Here is a 25,576-nt window from a genome sequence, read left to right on the forward strand (position 1 = left end):
CCGGGTCACCGTCCGCCCCGCCGCCCCGGACGCCGACGCCGACGCCGACGCCAGCGCGGGCGCGGACGCCTGCGCCGACGCCCCCGCCACCGGAGCCCGCTCCGCCGCCCCGCCGACCGCCGCCGTCGACGTCGTGGACCTCGACGGCACCCACCTGGCCTACCTGGCCGGCGCGGACGCCGACGCCGTGCTGGTCCGGCCCGACTTCTACGTCTTCGGCGTCGCGGCCGGCCCCGACGACCTGGCCGCCCTGGTGGACGACCTGCGCCAGCAGGTCTCCGCGCGGGCGCGGCAACCCTGACCACCCCTGCTCAAGGAGCTGACATGCTGGAGAACCTCCGCACCCTCGGCCGGGTCATCCGCACCCTGGCCACGAAGGACCCGGTGACCCGGGTCCGCCGCTTCTACGAGATCCAGTCCCCGAGCGTGGAGTTCGCCGCCCGCACCACCCGCTACATGAACGTCGGCTACTGGGAGGACGGCGTCACCAGCCTCGACGCGGCCGGCGAGGCGCTGGCCACGAAGCTCGCCGACGCCGCCGGCTTCAAGCCCGACGACACCGTCGTCGACGTCGGCTTCGGCTACGGCGACCAGGACTTCGCCTGGCTGCGCGACCGCCGGGTGGCGAAGGTGCACGGCATCAACGTCACCCCCCGGCACGTCGAGTACGCCCAGGAGCGGGCCCGCCGGGAGGGCGTCGCCGAGCGGGCCGACTTCCAGCTCGGCAACGCCCTCGCCCTGCCCTTCGCCGACGGGTCCGTCGACCGGGTGGTGGCCCTGGAGTCCGCGTTCCACTTCTACCCGCGCAGCGCCTTCTTCGCCGAGGCATTCCGGGTGCTCAAGCCGGGCGGCACGCTCGCGACCGCCGACATCATCCCGCTCAGCAACGACACCGCCCGCATGTCGATCAGCTCCGGCCCGCTGAGCTTCGTCAAGTTCAGCATCCCCGACGAGAACTGGCACGACCGCGCCCGCTACGCCGAGCAGCTCGACGCCGCCGGCTTCGCCAATGTCGACGTGCGCTCCATCCGCGACCGCGCCTGGGAGGGCTGGCGGCGGTTCCAGGCCAGCCGGCCCAGCGACCCGGCGTTCCGCGCCGAGGCCGAGGCCAGCGCGGTCAAGGGCATGGCCAACCACTGGCGCGACGAGGCGCTGATCAAGAAGGAGCTGGACCTCCTCGACTACGTCATCGCGGTGGCCCGCAAGCCGTGACGCGACGCGGCCCCCGCCGCGCCCGGAACCTCCGGGGCGGCGGGGGCCGCCGGGTCAGTTGACCGTCGTCGGGGCCAGGGCCGCCGAGATGGTGCGCAGGATCGCCGGCTGGTGCTGGGCCAGGAAGAAGTGCCCGCCCGGGAAGACCCGGAGGTCGAACGGGCCGGTGGTGTGCTCCTCCCACGCCCTGGCCTCGTCGACCGTCGTCTTCGGGTCGGCGTCGCCGGTGAACACCGTCACCGGGCAGCTCAGTTTCGGCCCCGCCGTGTACTCGTACGTCTCGGCCGCCCGGTAGTCGTTGCGGATCGCCGGCAGCGCCGCCCGCAGCAGCTCCGGGTCGCCGAGCACCGCCGCGTTCGTGCCGCTGAGCTTCTTCACGTCGGCCAGCAGGCCCTCGTCGTCGAGCAGGTGCACCGTCTCGTGCCGGCGGCGCGACGGCGCCCGCCGCCCCGACGGGAACAGGTGCGCGACCGGCGCGCCGGTCTCCGCCTCGATCAGCCGCGCCACCTCGAAGCCCAGGCTCGCGCCCATGCTGTGCCCGAAGATCGCCAACGGCCCGTCCCGCCACGGCCGCAGCGCCCCGAACACCTGCCGGGCCAGCTCCTCGATCGTCTCGACGCACGGCTCGTGGCGGCGGTCCTGCCGCCCCGGATACTGGACGGCGAGGACGTCGACGGCCGGCGACAGTGCCCGGGACACCGGGAAGTAGAAGCTCGCGGAGCCACCGGCGTGCGGCAGGCACACCAGCCGAGGCGCCCCGGCCGGCGCCGGGTGGAACCGACGGATCCACAGGCCGTTGTCCGAGTCGGTCATTCTCACGCGGTCCTTCCCCGAGCGGTGGTGCCGCGATCCGGCGGCACCGGCGATCAGGGGGACGCTAATCCGATCCACCGGGTGCGGCCACCCCTAGCGGACGGCCCGCCGGGTTAGGGGTTGTCGCAGCTCGTCGCCGCGCCATAGCTTCGCCCGCAGAGGGGACCCGGGGCTCTCGGCTGAATTGTGCACAAGGACGTAGAACCGATCTGGCCTGAGGAACTTCGCGCATTCGTACCGCCGCCCACGTCAGGTCTCCGCCGGCCACCGCGATGGGTCAGGTTGATGGACACCGAAGAGAAGCTCCGGGAGTACCTGAAGAGGGTCACCACCGACCTGCGCCGGACCCGGCAACGGCTCCGCGACGTGGAGGACTCGGCCCAGGCGCCGATCGCCGTCGTCGGGATGGCCTGCCGCTTCCCCGGCGGGATCACCTCCCCGGAGGCACTGTGGGACCTCCTCGCCGCCTCCGGTGACGCCGTCGGCGGCTTCCCCACCGACCGGGGCTGGGGCCTGGCCGACCTGCACGACCCGACCGGGCAGCGCCCCGGCACGTCCCGCGTGCGGGAGGGCGGCTTCCTCCACGACGCCGGCGACTTCGACCCCCGGTTCTTCGGCATCAGCCCCCGCGAGGCCCTGGCCATGGACCCGCAGCAGCGGCTGCTGCTGGAGACCTCGTGGGAGGCGTTCGAGTCCGCCGGGGTGGACCCGACCGGGCTGCGCGGCGGCCGGGTCGGCGTGTTCGCCGGCCTCAGCCACGGCGACTACGCCTCCGGGGCCGCCGACGTGCCCGACGGCGTCGCGGACTACCTCGGCCTCGGCAACGCCGGCAGCATCGCCTCCGGTCGGGTCGCCTACACGTTCGGGTTCGAGGGGCCCACCCTCACCGTGGACACGGCGTGCTCGTCGTCGCTGGTCGCGCTGCACCTCGCCGTGCACGCCCTGCGCTGCGGCGAGGCCGACCTGGCCCTGGCCGGCGGCGTCACCGTGCTGCCCACCCCATCCGTGTTCGTGGACTTCAGCCGGCAGGACAACCTCTCCGCCTCGGCCCGTTGCCGGGCGTTCGCCGAGGGCGCCGACGGCACCGCCCTCGCCGAGGGGGTGGGCGTCCTGCTGGTCGAGCGGCTCGCCGACGCCCAGCGGCTCGGCCACCGCGTCCTCGCGGTGGTGCGCGGCACCGCCGTCAACTCCGACGGCGCGTCGAACGGGCTCACCGCCCCGAACGGCCCGTCCCAGCAACGGATGATCCGGCAGGCCCTGACCGCCGCGCGGCTGTCGCCGGCCGACGTGGACGTGGTGGAGGCCCACGGCACGGGCACCACCCTCGGCGACCCGATCGAGGCGCAGGCGCTGCTGGCCACGTACGGGCAGGACCGGGAGCGGCCGCTGCTGCTCGGCTCGGTCAAGTCGAACATCGGGCACACCCAGGCCGCGGCCGGCGTCGCCGGGGTGATCAAGATGATCCTGGCGATGCGGCACGGCCTCGTCCCCGCCACCCTGCACGTCGACGCCCCCTCGTCCAAGGTGGACTGGTCCGCCGGCGCGGTGGAGCTGGTGACCGCTCCGACGCCCTGGCCCGAGGCCGACCGCCCCCGCCGGGCGGCCGTGTCGTCGTTCGGCATCTCCGGCACCAACGCCCACGTCATCCTGGAACAGCCGGAGCCCGCCGAGCCACCCCGGCCCGCCGACGCCGCGCCGACCGACCCGCCGGTGGCGCCCTGGCTCGTATCGGCGCGCTCGCCCGAGGCCCTGGCCGCGCAGGCGGCGCGGCTGGCCGCGTACGCCCGGGAGCGCGCCGACCTGCCGCCCGCCGACGTGGGCTGGTCCCTGGCCACCACCCGCGCCGCCCTGGACCACCGGGCGGCGCTGCTCGGCACCGACCGGGACGCCCTCCTCGCCGGGCTGGACGCGCTCGCCGACGGCGACCCCGAGCGGGCCGGCGCGACCCTCGTCACCGGGCAGGCGACCCCGGGCCGCCGGGCCCTGCTCTTCACCGGCCAGGGCGCGCAGCGGCCCGGCATGGGCCGCGATCTCCACGACCGGTTCCCCGCGTACGCCGAGACGTTCGACCGGGTGTGCGCCCTCTTCGCCGGCCACCTCGACCACCCGCTGCGCGACGTGGTGTTCGCCGCGCCGGGCACCGACCTCGCGGGGCTGCTCGACCGCACCGCCTACACCCAGGCCGGCCTGTTCGCCCTGGAGGTGGCGCTGCACGAGCTGCTCGCCTCCTTCGGGGTGACCGCCGACTACCTGGTCGGGCACTCCATCGGCGAGGTGACCGCCGCCCACGTCGCCGGGGTGCTGTCGCTGGCGGACGCCTGCGCGCTCGTGGCGGCGCGCGGGCGGCTCATGCAGGCGCTCCCCGCCGGGGGCGGGATGCTCGCCGTCGGCGCGACCGAGGCCGAGGCCCGCACGCTGGCCGGCGACGCCGTGGACGTGGCCGCCGTCAACGGGCCCCGCGCCGTGGTGCTGGCCGGCCCGACCGACGACCTCGACCGGATCGCCGCCGACTGCGCCGGGCGCGACTGGCGTGCCAAGCGCCTGCCGGTCAGCCACGCGTTCCACTCCCGGCTCATGGAGCCGATGCTGGCGCAGTTCCGGGCCGCCCTGACCGGCCTCGACTGGCGCCCGCCGACGCTGCCGATCGTGTCGAACCTGACCGGCCGGGTGGTCGACCCCGCCGAGATCACCGACCCCGACCACTGGGTCCGGCACGCCCGGGAGGCCGTCCGGTTCGGCGACGCCGTGGCGACGCTGCACGGGCTGGGCGTCACCACGTTCCTGGAGGTAGGCCCCGACGCGACGCTCGCCACGATGGCCGCCGACACCCCGGCCGACCGGCCCGCGCACCTCGTGGCGTCACTGCGCCGCGACCAGCCCGAGGCCGCCACCCTGGCCGCCGCCCTCGCCCGGCTGCACGTCACCGGCACCGGCGTGGACTGGGCCGCGTGGTTCACCCACACCGGCGCCCGGCCCCGCACCGTCGACCTGCCCACCTACGCCTTCCAGCGCCGGCGCTACTGGCTCGACGCCGCCCCGACCGGGGCCGACGCCACCGGCCTCGGCGTCCGCGCCGCCCAACACCCCCTGCTCGACGCCGAACTCCTCCCCGCCGCCGACGACGACGTGCGCCTGCACGGCGGCCGGCTCTCCGTGCGGACCCAGCCCTGGCTCGCCGACCACGCCGTGTGGGGCCGGGTCGTCGTGCCGGGCACGGCGCTGGTGGAGATGGCCCTGCACGCCGGCGCGCAGGCCGCCTGCGACACCCTGGAGGAGCTGACGCTCGCCGCGCCGCTGCTCCTGCCCGAGCAGGGCGCCCGCGCGGTGCGGGTCGGCCTCGCCGCCCCCGACGAGCACGGCCGCCGCCGGGTCGGCATCCACTCCCGCCCCGCCGACGACCCGCGCGCCGACTGGACCCGGCACGCCGAGGGCGTCCTCGCCCCCGGGGCCCCCGAGCCCCCCGAGCCGCTGACCGAGTGGCCGCCCGCCGGGGCCACCGCCGTCGACGTGCCGCCGATCTACGAGCGGCTGCACGCCCTCGGCGTCGACCACGGCCCCACCTTCCGGGGGCTGCGCGCCGCCTGGCGTACCGGCGGGGAGGTCTTCGCGGAGGTCGCGCTCCCCGACGGCGTCGCCACCGGCGGCTTCGCCCTCCACCCGGCCCTGCTCGACGCGGCGCTGCACGTCGCCGGCCTCACCGACGCCGACACCGACGACGCCGGGGCCCGACTCCCGTTCGCCTGGTCGGGCGTGGCGCTCTGCGCGACCGGCGCGACGACCCTGCGCGTACGCGTCACCCGCACCGGCCCGGCCGTCTCCCTGACCCTCGCCGACGGCACCGGCGCGCCCGTCGCCCGGATCGACTCCCTGGTCTCCCGGCCCCTCGGCCCCGACCAGCTCGACCCCGCCGCTTCCGCCGACCTGCCACTGTTCGACCTGGCCTGGACCGCGCTGCCGCTGCCGCCCCGCCCGGCCCCCGGGATCGTGACCCTCGACGCCGCCGCCGGGCTCGCGGGCACCGCCCAGGCCGGCGGGCTGGACGCGCTCGCCGAGGCCGTCGCCGCCGGCCGGCACGACCCCCGCCTCGTGCTCCTCCCCGCCGGGACCGCCCCGCCCGGCGACCCCCTCGACGCCACCCGCGCCCAGGTAACAGACCCCCTCGACGCCACCCGCGCCCGGCTCGCCGACACCCTCGCCGCCCTGCACCGGTGGCTCGCCGACGACCGGTTCGCCGACCGGCGGCTCGTCGTGCTCACCCGGGGCGCGGTCCCCACCGGTTCCGGCGGCGACGTCACCGACCTGCCCGGCGCGGCCGTGTGGGGCCTCGTCCGGTCGGCGCAACTCGAACACCCCGGCCGCTTCGTGCTGGTCGACCTCGACGCCGACACCGACGCGGACCTGCTCGGCCGCGCCCTGGCCGCCGACGAACCCCAGCTCGCCCTGCGCGACGGGCGGCTGCTCGTGCCCCGGCTGGCCCCCGCCGAACCCGACCCCACCGGCGCGGTCGACCTGCTGCCCGACGGCACCGTGCTGGTCACCGGCGCCACCGGCACCCTCGGCGGCCTCCTCGCCCGCCACCTCGTCACCGCCCACAAGGTGCGGCACCTGCTCCTCGCCGGCCGGCGCGGCGGCGACGCCCCCGGCGCCGCCGACCTCCTCGCCGACCTCACCCGGCTCGGCGCGCGGGCCCGCTTCGTCGCCTGCGACGTCGCCGACCGCGACCAGGTCGCCGCCCTGCTGGCCACCGTCGCACCCGAGCACCCGCTCACCGGCATCGTGCACGCCGCCGGGCTCCTCGACGACGCGACCGTCACCGCTCTTACCCCGGAGCGCACCGCCGCCGTGCTGCGCCCCAAGGCCGACGCCGCCTGGCACCTGCACGACCTCACCCGCCACCTCGACCTGCCGATGTTCGCGCTCTTCTCCTCGATCGCCGGCCCGCTCGGCGGCCCCGGGCAGGGCAACTACGCGGCGGCCAACGCCTTCCTCGACGGCCTCGCCCACCACCGGCGCGCCGCCGGCCTCGCCGCCACCTCCCTCGCCTGGGGGCTGTGGGAGGCCGGCAGCGACATGACCCGCGACCTCGGCACCGCCCGGCGGGACCGGATGGCCCGCCAGGGCATCGCCGCGCTCGACACCGAACAGGCCCTCGCCCTCTTCGACGCCAGCCGCCGCAGCCGCCAGCCGCTCCTGCTGCCCGTCCGCCTCGACCTGGCCGCCCTGCGCGCCCTCACCACCGTTGACCACCTCCCCGCCCCCCTGCGCGGGCTGGCCGGCGGCCGGGCCCGGCGCGGCACCGGCACCGCCGCCCCCGCCGCCGCCGGGTTCCACGACCGCCTCGCCGAGGCCGGCGACGCCGACCGCCGCCGGCTGGTCGAGGAACTCGTCACCGGCCAGGTCGCCGACGTCCTCGGGTACGCCTCACCCGCCGCCGTCGGCCCCGACCAGTCCTTCACCGAGCTGGGCTTCGACTCGCTGACCGCCGTCGAGCTGCGCAACCGGCTCACCACCCGCACCGGCCTGACGCTGCCGGCCACGCTGGTCTTCGACCACCCCACCCCGGAGGCGCTCACCGCGCACCTGGTGACCCGGCTCGGCCCCGGCCGGCCCGCGCCCACCCTCCTCGACGAGCTGGACCGGCTGGAGGCCGCGTTCGCCGCCACCGCCCCGGAGACCCTCGCCGAGCTGACCGCCGACGAGGCGACCCGCTCGGCCGTCACCGCGCGGCTGCGGGCACTGCTCACCCGCTGGAGCGGCGACACCGACGGCAGCGGCTCCGTCGCCCAGGCGATCGACGACGCCAGCGACGACGAACTCTTCGACCTCATCGACAGCAGGTTCGGTCACTCCTGACCGGCGAACCGCCCCGCTTGCCGACCAACGCGACAGGTGAACCCCGATGGCCAACGAAGCCAAGCTCCGCGAGTACCTCAAGCGCGTCACCGCCGACCTCGCCGAGACCAGCGAACGCCTGCGGGCCGCCGACGCCAGGAGCCACGAGCCCGTCGCCATCGTCGGGATGAGCTGCCGCTACCCGGGCGGGGTCCGCACGCCCGAGCAGCTCTGGGAACTCGTCGCCACCGCCGGCGACGGCGTCACCGGCTTCCCCACCGACCGGGGCTGGGACACCGACGCCGCGTACGACCCGACGGGCGAGCGGCCGGGCAGCACGTACGCGCGGGAGGGCGGCTTCCTGCACGACGCCGGTGACTTCGACCCGGAGCTGTTCCGGATCTCGCCGTACGAGGCCCTGGCCATGGACCCGCAGCAGCGGCTGCTGCTGGAGGCGTCCTGGGAGGCCATCGAGGACGCCCGGATCGACCCGCTGTCGCTGCGCGGCAGCCGCGTCGGGGTCTTCGCCGGCATGATGTACCACAACTACGCCGCCGGGCTCGGCGAGGTGCCCGAGGCCGTGGAGGGCTTCCTCGGCGGCGGCACCGCCAGCAGCGTGCTCTCCGGCCGGGTGGCGTACACGTTCGGCTTCGAGGGGCCGGCGCTGACCGTCGACACCGCCTGCTCGTCGTCGCTGGTCGCGCTCCACCTCGCCGTACAGTCGCTGCGCTCCGGCGAGTGCACGCTCGCGCTGGCCGGCGGCGTCACCGTGATGACCACCCTGGACACGTTCGTCGACTTCAGCCGGCAGCGCGGGCTAGCCCCCGACGGGCGCTGCAAGTCCTTCGCCGAGGGCGCCGACGGCACCGGCTGGTCCGAGGGCGTCGGGATGCTCCTCGTGGAACGCCTCTCCGACGCCAAGCGCCTCGGCCACCGGGTCCTGGCCGTGGTGCGCGGCAGCGCCGTGAACCAGGACGGTGCGTCGAATGGTTTGACGGCTCCGAATGGTCCTGCGCAGCAGCGGGTGATTCGTCAGGCCCTCGCCTCGGCGCGGTTGTCGGCGGTCGACGTGGATGTGGTGGAGGCACACGGCACAGGCACGACCCTCGGCGACCCGATCGAGGCGCAGGCCCTCCTGGCGACGTACGGGCAGGGTCGTGACGGGCGTGAGCCGTTGTTGTTGGGGTCGGTGAAGTCGAATCTGGGTCATACGCAGGCGGCGGCGGGTGTGGCCGGTGTGATCAAGATGGTCCTCGCCATGCGGCACGGTCTGGTGCCGGCGACGCTGCATGTGGATGTGCCGTCGGCGAAGGTGGACTGGTCGTCGGGCGCGGTTTCGTTGGTGACGGAGTCGACGCCCTGGCCGGAGACCGATCGGCCGCGCCGGGCTGCGGTGTCTTCGTTCGGCATTTCCGGGACGAATGCGCATGTGATCGTGGAGCAGGCGGAGCCGGTGGAGGTCGAGCCGACCGGGCCTGTCGAGTTGCCGGTGGTGCCGTGGTTGGTGTCGGCGCGGTCGGTGGAGGCCCTGGCGGGTCAGGCGGCGCGGTTGGCCGGGTTCGCGCGGGACGAAGCGGCCCTGTCCCCGGCCGACGTGGGCTGGTCCCTGGCGACGTCCCGGGCCGCCCTGGAGCACCGCGCCGTCGTGCTCGCCCCGGACCGGGACGGCCTCCTCGCCGGCCTCGACGCCCTCGCCGCCGGTGGTTCGGCCCCCGGCCTGGTCACCGGCGAGGCCGCCCCAGGCCGCCGGGCGTTCCTCTTCACGGGTCAGGGTGCGCAGCGCGCGGGGATGGGTCGGGAGTTGTACGACCGGTTCCCGGTGTACGCGGAGGCGTTCGACCGGGTGTGTGCGCTGTTCTTCGGGCGGCTTGATCAGCCGTTGCGTGAGGTGGTGTTCGCCGATCCCGGTACCGAGTTGGCGGGTCTGTTGGATCAGACGGTGTACACGCAGGCGGGGTTGTTCGCGGTGGAGGTGGCCCTTTACGAGCTGTTCGCTTCGTGGGGTGTGACCGTCGATTACCTGGTGGGGCATTCGATTGGTGAGGTGTCGGCCGCGTACGTGGCGGGTGTGTTGTCGTTGGAGGATGCCTGCGCGTTGGTGGCGGCGCGGGGTTCGTTGATGCAGGCGTTGCCGTCCGGTGGTGGGATGCTGGCCGTCGGGGCGGGCGAGGCCGAGGTGCGCGGCCTGGCCGGCGACGGTGTGGACGTGGCGGCGGTGAACGGGCCGCGTTCGGTGGTGCTGTCGGGTCCGGTGGTGGAGTTGGATCGGTTGGCGGGGGAGTGCGCCGAGCGGGGTTGGCGGGCGAAGCGCCTGTCGGTCAGTCACGCGTTCCACTCGCGGTTGATGGAACCGATGCTGGCCGAGTTCCGGGCGGTCCTGGCCGGCCTGGAGTGGCACGCTCCGAAACTGCCGATCGTGTCGAACCTGACCGGCAGGGTTGCCGACGCGGCGGAGATCACTGGCCCTGACTACTGGGTGCGGCACGTGCGGGAGGCGGTGCGGTTCGGCGACGCGGTCACCACCCTGCACGGCCTGGGGGTGAGCACGTTCCTGGAACTCGGGCCGGATGCGACGTTGACGGCGATGGCCGCCGAGACTGCGGCCGACCGGCCGGTGCAGCACGTGCCGGTGCTGCGCCGCGACCAGCCCGAGACGGCCGCCGTGGCGGCGGCGTTGGCCCGGTTGCACGTCACCGGCACGCCGGTGGACTGGGCGGCCTGGTTCACTCAGGCCGGGGCCCGGCCCCGCACCGTCGACCTGCCCACCTACGCCTTCCACCACCGGCGCTACTGGCTCGAAGCCCGCGCCCGGACCCACGGCACCGACGGCGGCACCCTCGCAGCGCCCGACGACGCCGCCCTCTGGCAGGTCATCGAGAACCAGGACGTCGAAGCCCTCGCCGCCGCCCTCGCCGTCGACCCCGAGGCCCCACTGGGAGCCGTGCTTCCCGCCCTGTCGCAGTGGCGACGCCGCCGGGAGACGGAGTCGACCGTCGACTCGTGGCGGTACCGCATCGCCTGGCAGCCGCTCCCCGACAGCCCCCGTCAGGAGGTCGGCGGCCTCCTCCTCGTCGTACCGGGCGAGGCCGAGGGGGCCGCCGGGGAGTGGGCGGCGGCGCTCGACGCGCCCGGCGTACGGGTGCTGCGGGTCGCCGCCCCCGACCGGGACGGGCTGGCCCGTGACCTCGCCGAGGCGTACGCCGAAGCGGAGGCGCGGCCCGGCGTCGTCCTGTCCCTGCTCGGCCTCGCGGACGGCACCCACCCCGACGCCGCCTCCGTGCCGGCCGGCCTCGCCCACACCGTCGCCCTCGCCCAGGCCCTCGGCGACGCCACGATCCCCGCCCGGCTCTGGATCGCCACCCGGGGCGCGGCCTCCGTCGACCCCCGCGACCTGCCCGTCGACCCCGACCAGGCAGCCCTGTGGGGCTTCGGCGGGGTGCTGCGCGCCGAGCACCCGCAGCGCTGGGGCGGCCTCGTCGACCTGCCCCCGGCGGCCGACGCCCGCGCCGTACGGCTGCTGCGCCGGCTGCTCGACGGCCGGCGCGCGGAGGACCAGGTCGCGCTGCGCGCCACCGGCGCGTACGCCCGGCGGCTGGTCCGCGCCGGCCGTCCGGCGGGCCCCGGCCGGGGCTGGAGCCCGCGCGGCACCACCCTCGTCAGCGGCGGGACCGGCGCGCTCGGCGCGCACGTCGCCCGCGCCCTCGCGGCGGCCGGCGCCGACCACCTGCTGCTCGCCAGCCGCCGCGGCCCCGACGCCCCCGGGGCCGCCGCCCTGGCGGAGGAGCTGACCGCCCTCGGGGCCCGGGTCACCGTCGCCGCCTGCGACGCCGCCGACCGCGACGCCCTACGTGACCTGCTCGCGGTCGTCCCCGCCGACCTGCCGCTCACCGCCGTCGTGCACACCGCGGCGGCCCTCGACGACACCGTGGTCGACGCCCTCACCGTCGCCCGGATGGTGACCGCCCTGCGCGCCAAGGTCGACGCGGCCCGCAACCTCCACGAGCTGACCCGTGACCGCGAACTGTCGGCGTTCGTCCTCTTCTCCTCCCTCGCCGGCACCCTGGGCGGGCCCGGCCAGGCCAACTACGCCCCCGGCAACGCCTGGCTCGACGCCCTCGCCCTGCGCCGCCGCGCCGAGGGGCTGCCCGCCACCTCGATCGGCTGGGGCCTGTGGGCCGACGGCGGGGTCAGCGCGGGCGACTTCGAACGACGGACGGTCCGCAACGGCTTCGGGGCGATGGACCCCACCACGGCCGTCCGCGCCCTCGTCGGGGCGCTCGACCACGACGAGACGCACCTCGTGGTCGCCGACGTCGACTGGGACCGGCTGGCGGCCAACGCCGCCGGCCGTCACCCCGACCCGCTGATCCGGGACCTCCTGACCGCCCCGCACGTCACCGACGCCGCCACCGCCGACCGGGCCGCCGGGAGCGCCGCCCTGCGGCACCGCCTCGCCGACCTCACCGACGCCGAGCAGCTCGACGCCCTCCGCGAGCTGGTGCGCGCCGAGGTGGCGGCGGTGCTCGGTCACGGCAGCGCCGACCAGGTGCCCGCCGAGCGGGCCTTCCGCGACCTAGGCTTCACCTCGCTGACCGCCGTCGAGCTGCGCAACCGGCTCGACGCCGCCACCGGGCTCACCCTGCCCGCCACGCTCGCCTTCGACCACCCCAACCCCACCGCCCTGGCGGCCCACGTCCGCACCGAACTGCTGGGCGGCCAGGCGCTGCCCGCGACGCGGACCCCGGCGGTACGCCCCACCGACGACGACCCCATCGTCATCGTCGGCATGGGCTGCCGCTTCCCCGGTGGGGCCGGCTCGCCGGAGGAGTTCTGGCGGCTGCTGGCCGACGGTGTCGACGCGATGACCGACTTCCCGGCCAACCGGAACTGGGACCTGGCCGCGCCGCACCAGTCGTCGTACGTGTCGCAGGGGGCGTTCCTGCACGACGCGGGGACGTTCGACGCGGAGTTCTTCGGCATCTCCCCGCGCGAGGCGGTCGCCATGGACCCGCAGCAGCGGCTGCTGCTGGAGGTTTCCTGGGCGGCGATCGAGGACGCCCGGATCGATCCGCTGTCGCTGCGCGGCGGTCGCGTCGGCGTCTTCGCCGGCACCAACGGGCAGGACTTCGACAACCTCATCCGCTCCGGCGGCGAACACCTCGCCGGGTACGGCGCCACCGGCGCCTCCGCCAGCGTCCTGTCGGGGCGGGTGGCGTACTCGTTCGGTTTCGAGGGCCCGGCGGTCACCGTGGACACGGCGTGCTCGTCGTCCCTGGTGGCGCTGCACCTGGCCGCCCAGTCGCTCCGGGCGGGCGAGTGTGACCTGGCCCTCTCGGGCGGCGTGACCGTGATGGCCACCCCCGGCGCGTTCGTGGAGTTCTCCCGCCAGCGGGGGCTCTCCGCCGACGGGCGGTGCCGGTCGTTCGCCGACTCGGCCGACGGCACCGGCTGGGGCGAGGGCGTCGGCGTGCTGCTGGTGCAACGCCTGTCGGACGCCCGCCGCGACGGCCGCCGGGTGCTCGCGGTGCTCCGGGGCAGCGCCGTGAACCAGGACGGTGCGTCGAACGGGTTGACGGCTCCGAACGGTCCGGCGCAGCAGCGGGTGATTCGTCAGGCCCTGGCGTCGGCGCGGTTGTCGGCGGTGGACGTGGATGTGGTGGAGGCGCACGGTACGGGTACGACGTTGGGTGATCCGATCGAGGCGCAGGCGCTCCTGGCGACGTACGGGCAGGGGCGTGAGGCCGGTGCGCCGTTGTTGTTGGGGTCGGTGAAGTCGAATTTGGGTCACACGCAGGCGGCGGCCGGGGTCGCGGGGATCATCAAGATGGTGCTCGCGATGCGGCACGGTCTCGTCCCCGCGACGCTGCACGTGGATCAGCCGTCGTCGAAGGTGGACTGGGGGTCGGGTGCGGTTGCGCTGGTGACCGCGCCGACGGCCTGGCCGGAGGTCGACCGGCCGCGCCGGGCGGCGGTGTCGTCGTTCGGGATCTCGGGGACGAACGCGCACGTGATCGTGGAGCAGGCGGAGCCCGTCGAGGCCGAGCCGGTCGCGCCGGTAGACGTGCCGGTGGTGCCGTGGTTGGTGTCGGCGCGGTCGGCCGAGGCGCTGGCGGGGCAGGCGGCGCGGTTGGCCGGGTTCGCGCGGGAGGACGCGGCCCTGTCCCCGGTCGACGTGGGCTGGTCCCTGGCGACGTCGCGGGCCGCCCTGGAGCACCGGGCCGTCGTGCTGGGCGGCACGGGCGACGAACTGGTGGGGGCGTTGGACGCCCTCGCAGCGGGGACCACGGCACCCGGAGTGATCACCGGTCAGGTGTCGTCGGGCCGCCGGGCGTTCCTCTTTACCGGTCAGGGTGCGCAGCGCGCGGGCATGGGCCGGGAGCTGTACGACCGGTTCCCCGTGTACGCCGACGCCTTCGACCGGGTGTGCGCCCTCTTCGGTGACCGGCTGGACCAGCCGCTGCGTGAGGTGGTGTTCGTCGAGGCGGGCACCGAGCCGGCGGGTCTGTTGGATCAGACGGCGTACACGCAGGCGGGGCTGTTTGCGATGGAGGTGGCCCTGCACGAGCTGCTGTCGTCGTGGGGGGTGACCGCCGACTACCTGGTGGGGCACTCGATCGGCGAGGTGACGGCCGCGTACGTGGCCGGAATCCTGTCGATGGAGGACGCGTGTGCGCTGGTGGCGGCGCGGGGTTCGTTGATGCAGGCGTTGCCGTCCGGTGGCGGGATGCTGGCGGTCGGCGCGGCCGAGGCCGAGGTGCGCGGCCTGGCCGGCGACGGCGTGGACGTGGCGGCGGTGAACGGGCCCCGGTCGGTGGTGCTGTCCGGTCCGGTTGTGAAGCTGGACCGCATCGCGCAGGAGTGTGCGGACCGGGGTTGGCGGGCCCGGCGTCTGTCGGTCAGTCACGCGTTCCACTCGCGGTTGATGGAGCCGATGCTGGCGGAGTTCCGCGCGGTGCTGGCCGGCTTGGAGTGGCGTGCGCCGAGGCTGCCGGTCGTGTCGAACCTGACGGGCAGGGTTGCCGAGGCGGGGGAGATCGCCGGGCCCGACTACTGGGTGCGGCATGTGCGGGAGGCGGTGCGGTTCGGCGACGCCATCACCACGTTGCACGGCCTGGGGGTGGGCACGTTCCTGGAACTCGGGCCGGATGCGACGTTGGCGGCGATGGCCGCCGAGACTGCGGCCGACCGGCCGGTGCAGCACGTGCCGGTGCTGCGCCGCGACCAGCCCGAGGCGACCGCCGTGGCGACGGCGCTGGCCCGGTTGCACGTCACCGGCACGCCGGTGGACTGGGCGGCCTGGTTCACCCAGACCGGCGGGCGGCCCCAGACCGTCGACCTGCCCACCTACGCGTTCCAGGGCAGGTGGTACTGGCCGGAGCCCGCGACGACCGGGAACCGGGCCGCCAGGCCGGGCGACGACATCGACGAGCGGTTCTGGGCGGCGGTGGAGCGGGAGGACCTGGCCGGGCTGGGGGAGGAGTTCCGCCTGGAGGCGGACGAGCCGCTGCGCGCCCTGCTGCCGAGGCTCGCCCGCTGGCGGAGGGCGGGACAGCAGCGGTCGACGGTCGACTCCTGGCGCTACCGGGTCGAGTGGCGGGCCGCTCCCGTCGTACCGGCGGCGGGGTTGAGCGGAACGTGGTTGGTGCTGACACCCCCGGCGCTGGCCGACCACCCCCTCGCCGGGGGCCTGGCCGCGCACGGCGCGGAGGTCCTGACGGTGGGCCTCGACCCGGCGGCGGGCCGCGACGACGTGGCCGCGCGGCTGCGCGCGGCGCTGCCTCGGCCGGACGGGATCGCCGGGGTGCTGTCGTTGCTGTCGCTGGCCGGTGCCGGTGTGGGCGAGGCCCTCGCCGTGGTGCAGGCGCTGGGCGACTGCGGTGTGGGCGGCCGGGTGTGGTGGGTGACCCGGGGCGCGGTGTCGGTGGGCAGGTCGGATGCGCTGGACGCCTCCGCCGCCGCCGTGTGGGGCCTGGGTCGGGTGGCGGCGCTGGAGGAGCCGCGCCGCTGGGGCGGTCTGGTCGACCTGCCCGAGGTGGTGGATGCGCGGGTGGTGCGCCGGGTGTGCCAGGCGGTTGCGGCTGCGGGCGAGGACCAGGTGGCGGTGCGGTCGTCGGGGGTGTTCGTGCGGCGGCTGGTGCGCGCTGGCGCTGACCCGGTGCGGCGTGAGTTCCGGCTGTCGGGGACGGTGCTGGTCACCGGCGGTACGGGGGCGTTGGGTTCACGGGTGGCGCAGTGGGCGGTCGACGCCGGGGCCGGGCGGGTGGTGTTGACGAGCCGGCAGGGCGAGCGGGCCCCGGGCGCGACCGAGCTGGCTGAGCGGCTGCGCGCATCGGGTGTGCGGGTGAGCGTGGTGGCCTGCGACGTGGCGGACCGCGACGCCCTAGCGGCGTTGCTGGACGGCCTGGCCGCCGAGGGCGAGCCCGTCCGGGCCGTCGTGCACGCCGCCGGAGCCCCCCAGTTCACCCCGCTCGCCGAGATCACGCCCGACGAGCTGCGCGACGTGCTCCGCGCCAAGGTCGACGGCGCGGTGAACCTCGACGCGCTGCTGCCCGGCGACGGGCTGGACGCGTTCGTGGTGTTCTCCTCGATCGCCGGGGTGTGGGGCTCCGCAGGCCAGGCCGGCTACGCCGCCGCGAACGCCTTCGTGGACGCGCTCGTCGCGGGCAGGCGGGCCCGGGGAGCCACCGGCACGGCCGTGGCGTGGGGCCCCTGGGCGGGCGCGGGCATGGCCGCCCAGGGCGAGGCGCAGGAGCAACTGGCCCGCCGGGGCCTGCCGGCGATGGACCCGGAGCTGGCGGTCACCGCGTTGCAGGCCGCCCTGGACCGCGACGACGCGGCGGTGGTGGTCGCCGACGTGACCTGGAAGCGGTTCGGCGCCTCGTACACGGCCCTGCGCCCCAGCCCCCTGCTGGCCGAGATCCCCGAGGCGCGGCCCGAGTCGGCCGGCCCGGCCGGAGACGTGGAGGAGGGGGCGCGGCTCGGCCGCCGGCTCGCCGGCCTGTCACCCGCCGAGCGGGACGCGGCCCTGCTCGACCTCGTACGCGCCCAGGTGGCGGCGGTGCTCGGGCACTCCACGCCCGATGCCGTCCCGGCCGACCGGGCGTTCCAGCGGCAGGGCTTCGACTCGCTGACCGCCGTGGAGCTGCGCAACCGGCTCACCGCCGAGACCGGCCTGGCCCTGCCCAGCACCCTCGTCTTCGACCACCCGACGCCGTTGGCGCTGGTGGCCCACCTCGCCGCCGAGCTGACCGGCGAGTCCGCCGACACCGTCGACCGGGGGCCGGCCGTCGCCGTCGCCGACGACCCCGTCGTGATCGTCGGCATGGCCTGCCGCCTGCCCGGCGGGGTCGACACCGCCGACCAGTTGTGGGAACTGCTCGCCGCCGGGCGCGACGGGATCTCCGACTTCCCCCTGGATCGGGGCTGGGACGGCTTCCTCGACGGCCGGCTCTCCGACACCTCGTTCCCCCGGCAGGGCGGCTTCGTCTACGACGCGGGGGCGTTCGACGCGGAGTTCTTCGGCATCTCCCCGCGCGAGGCCCTCGCCATGGACCCGCAGCAGCGGCTGCTGCTGGAGACCTCCTGGGAGGCCGTCGAGTCGGCGGGGCTCGACCCGTCCCGGCTGAAGGGGGAGCGGGTCGGCGTCTTCACGGGCGCCAGCTTCCAGGGGTACGCCTCCACGGCGATGGGCCGGGACCAGGAGGTCGGCGGTCACCTGCTCACCGGCAACGCGACCAGCGTGCTGTCGGGGCGGGTGGCGTACTCGTTCGGCTTCGAGGGCCCGGCGGTGACCGTGGACACGGCGTGCTCGTCGTCCCTGGTGGCGCTGCACCTGGCCGCCCAGTCGCTCCGGTCCGGGGAGTGCGACCTGGCACTCGCGGGCGGCGTGACGGTGATGGCGTCCCCGGCCACCTTCGTCGAGTTCGCGAAGCAGGGCGGCCTCTCCGCCGACGGGCGGTGCCGGTCGTTCGCCGACTCGGCCGACGGTACCGGCTGGGGCGAGGGCGTCGGCGTGCTGCTGGTGCAACGCCTGTCGGACGCCCGCCGGGACGGCCGCCGCATCCTCGCCGTCGTGCGCGGCACGGCAGTCAACTCCGACGGCGCGTCGAACGGGCTGACCGCCCCGAACGGCCCGTCGCAGCAGCGGGTGATCCGGGCGGCCCTCGCCTCGGCGGGACTGTCCCCGCTCGACGTGGACGTGGTGGAGGCGCACGGCACCGGCACCACCCTCGGCGACCCGATCGAGGCGCAGGCGCTCCTGGCCACGTACGGGCGGGGGCGCGACGGGTGTGAGCCGCTGCTGCTCGGGTCGATCAAGTCGAACATCGGCCACACCCAGGCGGCGGCCGGCGTCGCCGGGATCATCAAGACGGTCCTCGCCATGCGGCACGGCCTGGTGCCCGCCACCCTGCACGTCGACGTACCTTCGTCGAAGGTGGACTGGGCGTCGGGCGCGGTCACGCTGGTGACCGAGCGGCGCGAGTGGCCGGCGGTGGATCGTCCGCGCCGGGGTGCCGTCTCCTCGTTCGGCATCTCCGGGACCAACGCCCACGTGATCCTCGAACAGGCGGAGCCCGCCGAGGCCGAGCCGCCCGCCCCCGTCGACCTGCCGGTGCTGCCCTGGCTGGTGTCGGCCGGCTCGCCCGAGGCCCTCGCCGCGCAGGCCACCCGGCTCTCCGAGCACCTGCGACGCGACGCGGGGTGGCCGGCGGCCGACCTGGCCTGGTCGCTGGCGACCTCCCGGGCCGCGTTGGAGCACCGGGCCGTCGTCCTCGGGGCGACCGGGGACGACCTGCGCGAGGGGCTGGCCGCGCTGTCCGGCTCCGTCGCCGCCCCGCACGTCGTCACCGGCGAGGCCGTCCCAGGCCGCCGGGCGCTGCTGTTCACGGGTCAGGGTGCGCAGCGTGCGGGGATGGGTCGGGAGTTGTACGAGGGTTTTCCGGTGTACGCGGAGGCGTTCGACCGGGTGTGTGCGCTGTTCTTCGGTCGGCTTAATCAGTCGTTGCGTGAGGTGGTGTTCGCCGAGGCGGGCTCGGAGTTGGCGGGTCTGTTGGATCAGACGGTGTATACGCAGGCGGGGTTGTTCGCGGTGGAGGTGGCCCTCTACGAGTTGCTCGCCTCGTGGGGCGTGCGGGCCGATTACCTGGTGGGGCACTCCATCGGTGAGGTGTCGGCCGCGTACGTGGCCGGGGTGTTGTCGTTGGAGGACGCGTGCGCGTTGGTGGCGGCGCGGGGCTCGTTGATGCAGGCGTTGCCTGTTGGTGGCGGGATGTTGGCGGTGGGCGCGGCTGAGGAGTCGGTGCGGGAGCTGGCCGGCGACGGCGTGGACGTGGCGGCGGTGAACGGGCCGCGTTCGGTGGTGCTGTCGGGTCCGGTGGTGGAGTTGGATCGGTTGGCGGGGGAGTGCGCCGAGCGGGGTTGGCGGGCGAAGCGTCTGTCGGTCAGTCATGCGTTCCACTCGCGGTTGATGGAGCCGATGCTGGCCGAGTTCCGCGCGGTGCTGGCCGGTTTGGAGTGGCGTGCGCCGAGGCTGCCGGTCGTGTCGAACCTGACGGGCGGGCTTGCCGAGGCGGGGGAGATCGCCGGGCCCGACTACTGGGTGCGGCACGTGCGGGAGGCGGTGCGGTTCGGCGACGCCATCACCACCCTGCACGGCCTGGGGGTGAGCACGTTCCTGGAACTCGGGCCGGATGCGACGTTGACGGCGATGGCCGCCGACACCCCGGCCGACCGACTCGTGCACCACGTGCCGGTGCTGCGCCGCGACCAGCCCGAAACAGCCGCCGTGGTGGCCGCGCTGGCCCGGTTGCACGTCACCGGCACGCCGGTCGACTGGGCGGCCTGGTTCAACCAGACTGGGGCCCGGCCCCGCATCGTCGACCTGCCCACCTACGCCTTCCAGCGTCAGACGTACTGGCTGCACGACACCCCGCCCGCCGCCGCCACGCCCGTGAACACGGAGAGCGGGACCGACGAGCGGTTCTGGGCGGCGGTCGAGCGGGAGGACCTGGCCGGGCTGGGGGAGGAGTTCCGCCTGGAGGCGGACGAGCCGCTGCGCGCCCTGCTGCCGAGGCTCGCCCGCTGGCGGAGGACCGGACAGCGGCGCTCCACGGCGGACTCCTGGCGCTACCGGGTCGAGTGGCGGGCCGTACCCGACGTGCAGGCGAACCTGAGCGGGACGTGGCTGGTGCTGCTGCCGTACGACGGCGTGGAGGATGTGGTGCTCGCGGCCGTGACCGACGGGCTGGCGGCGGCCGGGGCGAGCGTCCGGCGGCTGACCCTCGACGGCCCGGCGAACGACCGCGACCTGCTGGCGAAGTCCCTCCGCGACGTCGGCGCGGTCGACGGCGTGGTGTCGCTGCTGTCGCTGGCCGGTGCCGGGGTGGGCGAGGCGCTCGCGGCGGTGCAGGCGTTGAGCGCCGCCGACCTGGGCGGCCGGGTGTGGTGGCTGACCCGGGGCGCGGTCTCGGTGGGCGCGTCCGACGCCCCCGTGGACGCGGTCGCCGCCGCGACCTGGGGCCTGGGCCGGGTGGCGGCGCTGGAGGAGCCGCGCCGCTGGGGCGGTCTGGTCGACCTGCCCGAGGTGGTGGATGCGCGGGTGGTGCGCCGGGTGTGCCAGGCGGTTGCGGCTGCGGGCGAGGACCAGGTGGCGGTGCGGTCGTCGGGGGTGTTCGTGCGGCGGCTGGTGCGCGCTGGCGCTGACCCGGTGCGGCGTGAGTTCCGGCTGTCGGGGACGGTGCTGGTCACCGGTGGCACGGGGGCGTTGGGTTCGCGGGTGGCCGAGTGGGCGGTGGGTGCCGGGGCCGGGCGGGTGGTGTTGACGAGTCGGCAGGGCGACCGGGCCCCGGGCGCGACCGAGCTGGCCGAGCGGCTGCGCGCATCCGGTGTGCGGGTGAGCGTGGCGGCCTGCGACGTGGCGGACCGCGACGCCCTAGCGGCGTTGCTGGACGGCCTGGCCGCCGAGGGCGAGCCCGTCCGGGCCGTCGTGCACGCGGCGGGCGCGGCGCAGTCCACGCCGCTGGCCGAGATGACCGCCGACGAGCTGGCCCACGTCCTGCGGGCCAAGGTCGACGGCGCGGTGAACCTCGACGCGCTGCTGCCCGACGACGGGCTGGACGCGTTCGTGGTGTTCTCCTCCATCGCCGGGGTGTGGGGCTCCGCCGGCCAGGCCGGCTACGCCGCCGCCAACGCCTTCCTCGACGGCCTGGTGGCCCGCCGCCGGGCCCGGGGAGCCACCGGCACGGCCGTGGCGTGGGGCCCCTGGGCGGGCGGTGGCATGGCCCACGGCGAACAGCAGGAACAGCTCGGCCGGCGGGGCCTGCCGGCGATGGACCCGGAGCTGGCGGTCACCGCGTTGCAGGCCGCCCTCGACCGCGACGACGCGGCGGTGGTGGTCGCCGACGTGACCTGGGAGCGGTTCGCCGCCTCGTTCACCGCCCTGCGCCCCAGCCCCCTGCTGGCCGAGATCCCCGAGGCGCGGCCCGAGTCGGCCGACCCGGGGACGCCGCCGGACTCCGGTGCCCCGCACGCGCTGCGCGACCGGCTGGCCGCCGCCGGCGACACCGAGCGGGACCGCATCCTGCTCGACCTGGTACGCGGCACCGCCGCCACGGTCCTGGGCCACCGCACGCCGAGCGCCATCCGGGCCGGCCGAGGCTTCCTGGAGCTGGGCTTCGACTCGCTGACCGCCGTGGAGCTGCGTAACCGGCTCACCGCCGAGACCGGCCTGGCCCTGCCCAGCACCCTCGTCTTCGACCATCCGACGCCGGCCGCCCTAGCCGAGCACCTGCGCGCCGAGCTGGTGCCCCACGGGGCGGCCACTCCGGTCGTGGCCGAGATCGAGCGGCTCGATCAGCTCCTGCGCGCCGTCGGTGACGACCGACGCGGTGACCCGGAGGTCACCCGCCGGCTGGAGGAACTGCTGGCCCACTGGCGGGGCGACGGCGCACCGGCAGCCCCCGCCCCCGCTCCCGCCGAGGCCGTGGCCGACGACCTGGCCGCCGCCACGGAGGACGACATCTTCGACATCATCCAGCGGGAGTTCGGCAAGTCCTGACACGCTCGCGCTCCGGTCCTGGGCGTCGATGGCCTCCGCGTCGTCGCGCAGGTCCTCGCGTTGTGGCCAGGTCGTCGCGTCGTTGCGCAGGCTCCCGCGTTGTGGCCAGGTTCCCGCGTCGTCGCCAGGCCCCGGCGAAGCCGTCTCAGCTTGGTCGGACTGACGGGGCCAGGACTTCCCGGCGGCCCCTGATGTGGATGATCAACACGGCGGCTGACGCCGCCGCCACCCAGACGGTCAGCCGCACCGGCTGGGCCATCAGGCTCTCCGGCGGGGGAGGCAGCACCGCCATCTGCAACGCGGCGCCGACCGGTGCCACCAGGGCGGCGATTGTCCCGGCCGGACCGGGGTGCCGGATCAACGCGCCGACCATCCCGAGCGCGGGACCGAGCAGCACACTGCCGACGAGCCAGTACCGGACGGCTTCGTACCACCACGCGCTGCCGTCGAAGATCGCGTCTACGCCGTAGTAGGCGGTGGTGGCGGTCAACAGCGCGAGGCAGCCGCCCACCGCGCCGCGCAGCATCCTCGCGGCGGGGCGTGGGTGCCGGCTCACCAGCCACCCCACCAGCACTGCTGTCGCGGCCCACGCCCAGCCGGCGTCGAGGACCAGGCTGGCGAACTCCGCGAGCTGCGACCAGCCACCACGCTCGGCCCGCGCGGTGCCGACCTCACCGAGCCACACCGGCACGTGGTTCACCACCGAGTCGACGGCGCCCAACACCATCCCGGCGCCCGCTCCGACCGCCACCCACCCCACCCGACCACGCCCCCGATTCACGCTGCCCAGTCTGCCGCCCCCACCAGCACCTCGCCCCGCTAACTCCCGTCGATCATGGAGTTGACGGCGACGTCGATCTCCCTGGCTGCCGCCAACTCCATGATCGACGGATCGGGCAGGGGTGGGGGAGGTCAGGGTGGGAGTGGGGCTGGCGGGGATTGGTGTCTCAAGGAAAGCTCAAATCCGGGTCGGGGGATTCATCGATGCCCGGAAGTCCCCATACGCTCACCGCACTCGGCTCGCCCACCAGCCTTTCGGGCCCTTCGGATCGACAGCCAGCGGTACGACGTGCGAGCCACCACCGACCGTCCTCGATGGAGTAGCGACCTTCGCGAGGCCGGGCAGCACATCCATCACATCGTCGCAAGCATGAAGGAGGGGAAGAGTGCGACGCACACCACGGCGCATCGCGCTTCTCGCGCTGCCCGCCCTGGTGGCGGGTGTCGTGGGGACCGGGCCCGCCGGCGCGGATCCCACGACGTCGACCGCCACGGCCGGCCCCGGCCGTTCCCAGCTCGAGGCTCAGGAGCAGGTACGCCTCGTACAGCTCAGGCTTGCCGGCGCCGACATGCTCGACAAGGTGGTTGCCGCCGGCTTCGACCTGGAGCACGGCCTCAAGCGCGTGCCGACCGGCATCGAGGGCGAGGCGGTGGTCACCGCCGCGCAGCTCACCGAACTGAAGGCGCTGGGCGTCGAGATCCTCGACGACGGCGCGGGCTTCGAGTGGAGCGAGGAGGCCGACGGTGGCCTCCAGGGCGCTGCCGCGCGGACGGTCGCGCCGGCGAGCCACACGGCGACGGTGCGGATCGCCCGCGCCGACTGGTTCACCACCAAGGGCCAGGGCTTCCTGTACGTGGAGGCGCGGACCACCGAGGGACAGCAGGCGGACCCGATCGTCGGGATGCAGGTCGAGAACGACTCGGGCAAGGGCACGTCGTTCGGCTACGCGCGGACGATGAGCCGGTTCGTGGACTCCGGGCAGTACATGTTCCACCGGAACCTGTTCAAGCTCGACAAGCGCCCCGACCAGATCCGCGTCACCAGCTCCACCGGCGGCGTCACCACCGGCCCCGTCTCCGACTGGCTGGAGAACGCCCCGCCGCCGCTGACGGCGAACCCGTCCTACAAGTGGAACTTCGTCGACGGCTACCGGCACCCGCAGCAGCTCTACAGCCGCGCCAACGAGATCGCCCGCCAGTACCCGCAGATCGCCGAGATCGTCTACCTGCCGAACAAGACGAACGGCTACCAGCGCAAGGCGCAGGCCACGATCGGCGGGACCGGGCAGGAGGCGGTCGTCGTCAGCTCGGCGGCGTGGGGCCACGAGGGCGGCAACGACGTCACGGTCGAGTTCGTGGAGCGGCCGGGGGCGAACCTCCCGCTCGCGGTGGAGGTCGCGGGCAAGGCGGTCCGCGTCCTGCTCGCCAAGGACGCCTCCGGCGCGCTGGCCAGCACCGCCGCCCAGGTGGCGGAGGGGCTCAAGACCCGGTCCCAGGGGCTCGTCGACCGAGCGCACCCGTACCGGACCAACGCCGGCACCGGCATCGTCCGGCCGACGCCCGGCCCGGTCGCCCTGACGGACTTCCTCGACCAGAAGCGCGTCGGCGCGCCGGAGGGCGAGGTGCCGCGCGGCCCCGCCACGATTCCGGTGCTGCGGATCGGCAAGCACCGCGACGGCAGGAAGCCCGGCGTCCTGATCCAGGCGCAGGACCACGCCCGCGAGTGGGTGCCGGCGACGACCAGCCTGGAGGCGGCCGAGCGGCTGGTGCACAACTACGGCTCCGACAAGGAGACGAAGAGGATCGTCGACAACACCGACGTCTTCTTCATCCTCTCCAACAACCCCGACGGCGCGAACTACAGCTTCTACAACTACGCCTCGCAGCGGAAGAACCTGACGAACCACTGCCCGGACGCGAGCGCCGACCCCGCCCAGCGGAACTCCTGGGGCGTCGACCTGAACCGGAACTACCGGGTCGGGTCGGGCCACGACGGCTACGCGGGCGGCTCGACGGTGTGCACCAGCGGCACGTACCAGGGCCCGGAGAAGCTCTCCGAGCCCGAGTCGAAGAACATCATCTGGCTGGTCGAGAAGTACCGGAACATCAAGTTCATGATGTCGGTGCACTCCAACGGCGGGCAGCTCTTCTGGCAGCCCGGGGCCTACATCGCGGACGGCCGGATCACCACGCCGCGCCCGCCGCTCGGTGACGAGGCGTTCTACTGGCAGTCGGCCGCCCGGATCCTGTCGCAGGTCAAGGCGCACCGGGAGACCGTCGTCACGCCGGAGAACGTCGGCGGCTCGTCCGACGTCCTCTACTCCTCGGCGGGCAACGTGCGCGAGGACCTCTACCACACCTACGGGATCTACGCGTACGGCTGGGAGGTCGGCGGCTCCGTCTACAACCCGGCCACCGGGAACTGGCAGGGCGGCTCGTTCCAGCCGGACTGGGTGGGCAACCCCGCCCTGGTCAGCGGCCACGCCGAGACGCTGGAGTACGCCAACGGGATCATGGAGATGTTCCGCGTCGCGGCGGACTGGGGCCAGGACAGGAAGAAGCCGACGTCCCAACTCGTCCCCGGCGGCGGAAAGTCCTCCGGCCCCGTCGACGTGCGCTTCGAGACGAGCGAGCCGGCCACCATCTACTACACGACGGACGGCAGCCGGCCCACGCTCGAGTCGCCCCGCTACGCGGCGACCGAGTTCCGCGAGCCGGGGCAGGTGTTCCACGTGACCGAGACGACCACGTTCAACTGGTTCTCGGTGGACAGCGCCGGCAACATCGAGAAGAACTACGACCCGACGAAGAACGACAAGCGCAACAACTACCGTACGGCGACCATCACCATCGGCAAGAAGTAGCGCATTCCGCGATCATCGC

6 protein-coding genes and 1 pseudogene are annotated in these 25,576 nt (G+C 75.1%); 5 read left to right on the plus strand and 2 right to left on the minus strand.

Features of this window, described 5'->3' with window-relative positions; translation table 11 throughout:
* Both LPU43_RS00670 and LPU43_RS00675 read left to right on the plus strand, forming a co-directional pair.
* Positions 1-301: pseudogene (locus LPU43_RS00670) on the plus strand (hypothetical protein); the annotation flags it as partial.
* Positions 302-324: 23 nt separating this feature from the next.
* Positions 325-1,212, plus strand: coding sequence for an SAM-dependent methyltransferase (locus LPU43_RS00675; RefSeq protein ID WP_229397776.1), 888 nt, complete (start codon positions 325-327; stop codon positions 1,210-1,212).
* A 54-nt stretch (positions 1,213-1,266) separates the two neighbouring features.
* Here LPU43_RS00675 and LPU43_RS00680 read toward each other — a convergent pair whose 3' ends face one another.
* On the minus strand, positions 1,267-2,025 hold the full coding sequence (locus tag LPU43_RS00680) for a thioesterase II family protein (RefSeq protein ID WP_305073038.1): 759 nt from the start codon (positions 2,023-2,025) through the stop codon (positions 1,267-1,269).
* Between the two features lie 282 nt (positions 2,026-2,307).
* Between LPU43_RS00680 and LPU43_RS28630 the strand changes: the two genes are divergently transcribed.
* Positions 2,308-7,878 (plus strand): type I polyketide synthase, encoded by a 5,571-nt coding sequence (locus LPU43_RS28630; protein ID WP_373321624.1) that lies wholly within the window; start codon positions 2,308-2,310, stop codon positions 7,876-7,878.
* Between the two features lie 46 nt (positions 7,879-7,924).
* Positions 7,925-21,913, plus strand: coding sequence for a type I polyketide synthase (locus LPU43_RS00700; protein ID WP_229397777.1), 13,989 nt, complete (start codon positions 7,925-7,927; stop codon positions 21,911-21,913).
* Between the two features lie 145 nt (positions 21,914-22,058).
* Here the strand turns inward: LPU43_RS00700 and LPU43_RS00705 are convergent, their stop codons facing one another.
* Positions 22,059-22,664 carry a hypothetical protein gene (locus LPU43_RS00705; protein WP_229397778.1) on the minus strand — a complete coding sequence of 202 codons (606 nt, stop codon included), beginning with the start codon at positions 22,662-22,664 and terminating at the stop codon, positions 22,059-22,061.
* Between the two features lie 415 nt (positions 22,665-23,079).
* Between LPU43_RS00705 and LPU43_RS00710 the strand changes: the two genes are divergently transcribed.
* The gene (locus LPU43_RS00710) at positions 23,080-25,557 is read left to right on the plus strand and encodes a M14 family metallopeptidase (RefSeq protein ID WP_229397779.1); all 2,478 of its coding nucleotides are present in this window, start codon (positions 23,080-23,082) and stop codon (positions 25,555-25,557) included.
* Positions 25,558-25,576 lie beyond the last annotated feature (19 nt).

This window comes from Micromonospora okii (assembly GCF_020884795.1).
In the GTDB taxonomy this organism is placed as follows: domain Bacteria; phylum Actinomycetota; class Actinomycetes; order Mycobacteriales; family Micromonosporaceae; genus Micromonospora; species Micromonospora okii.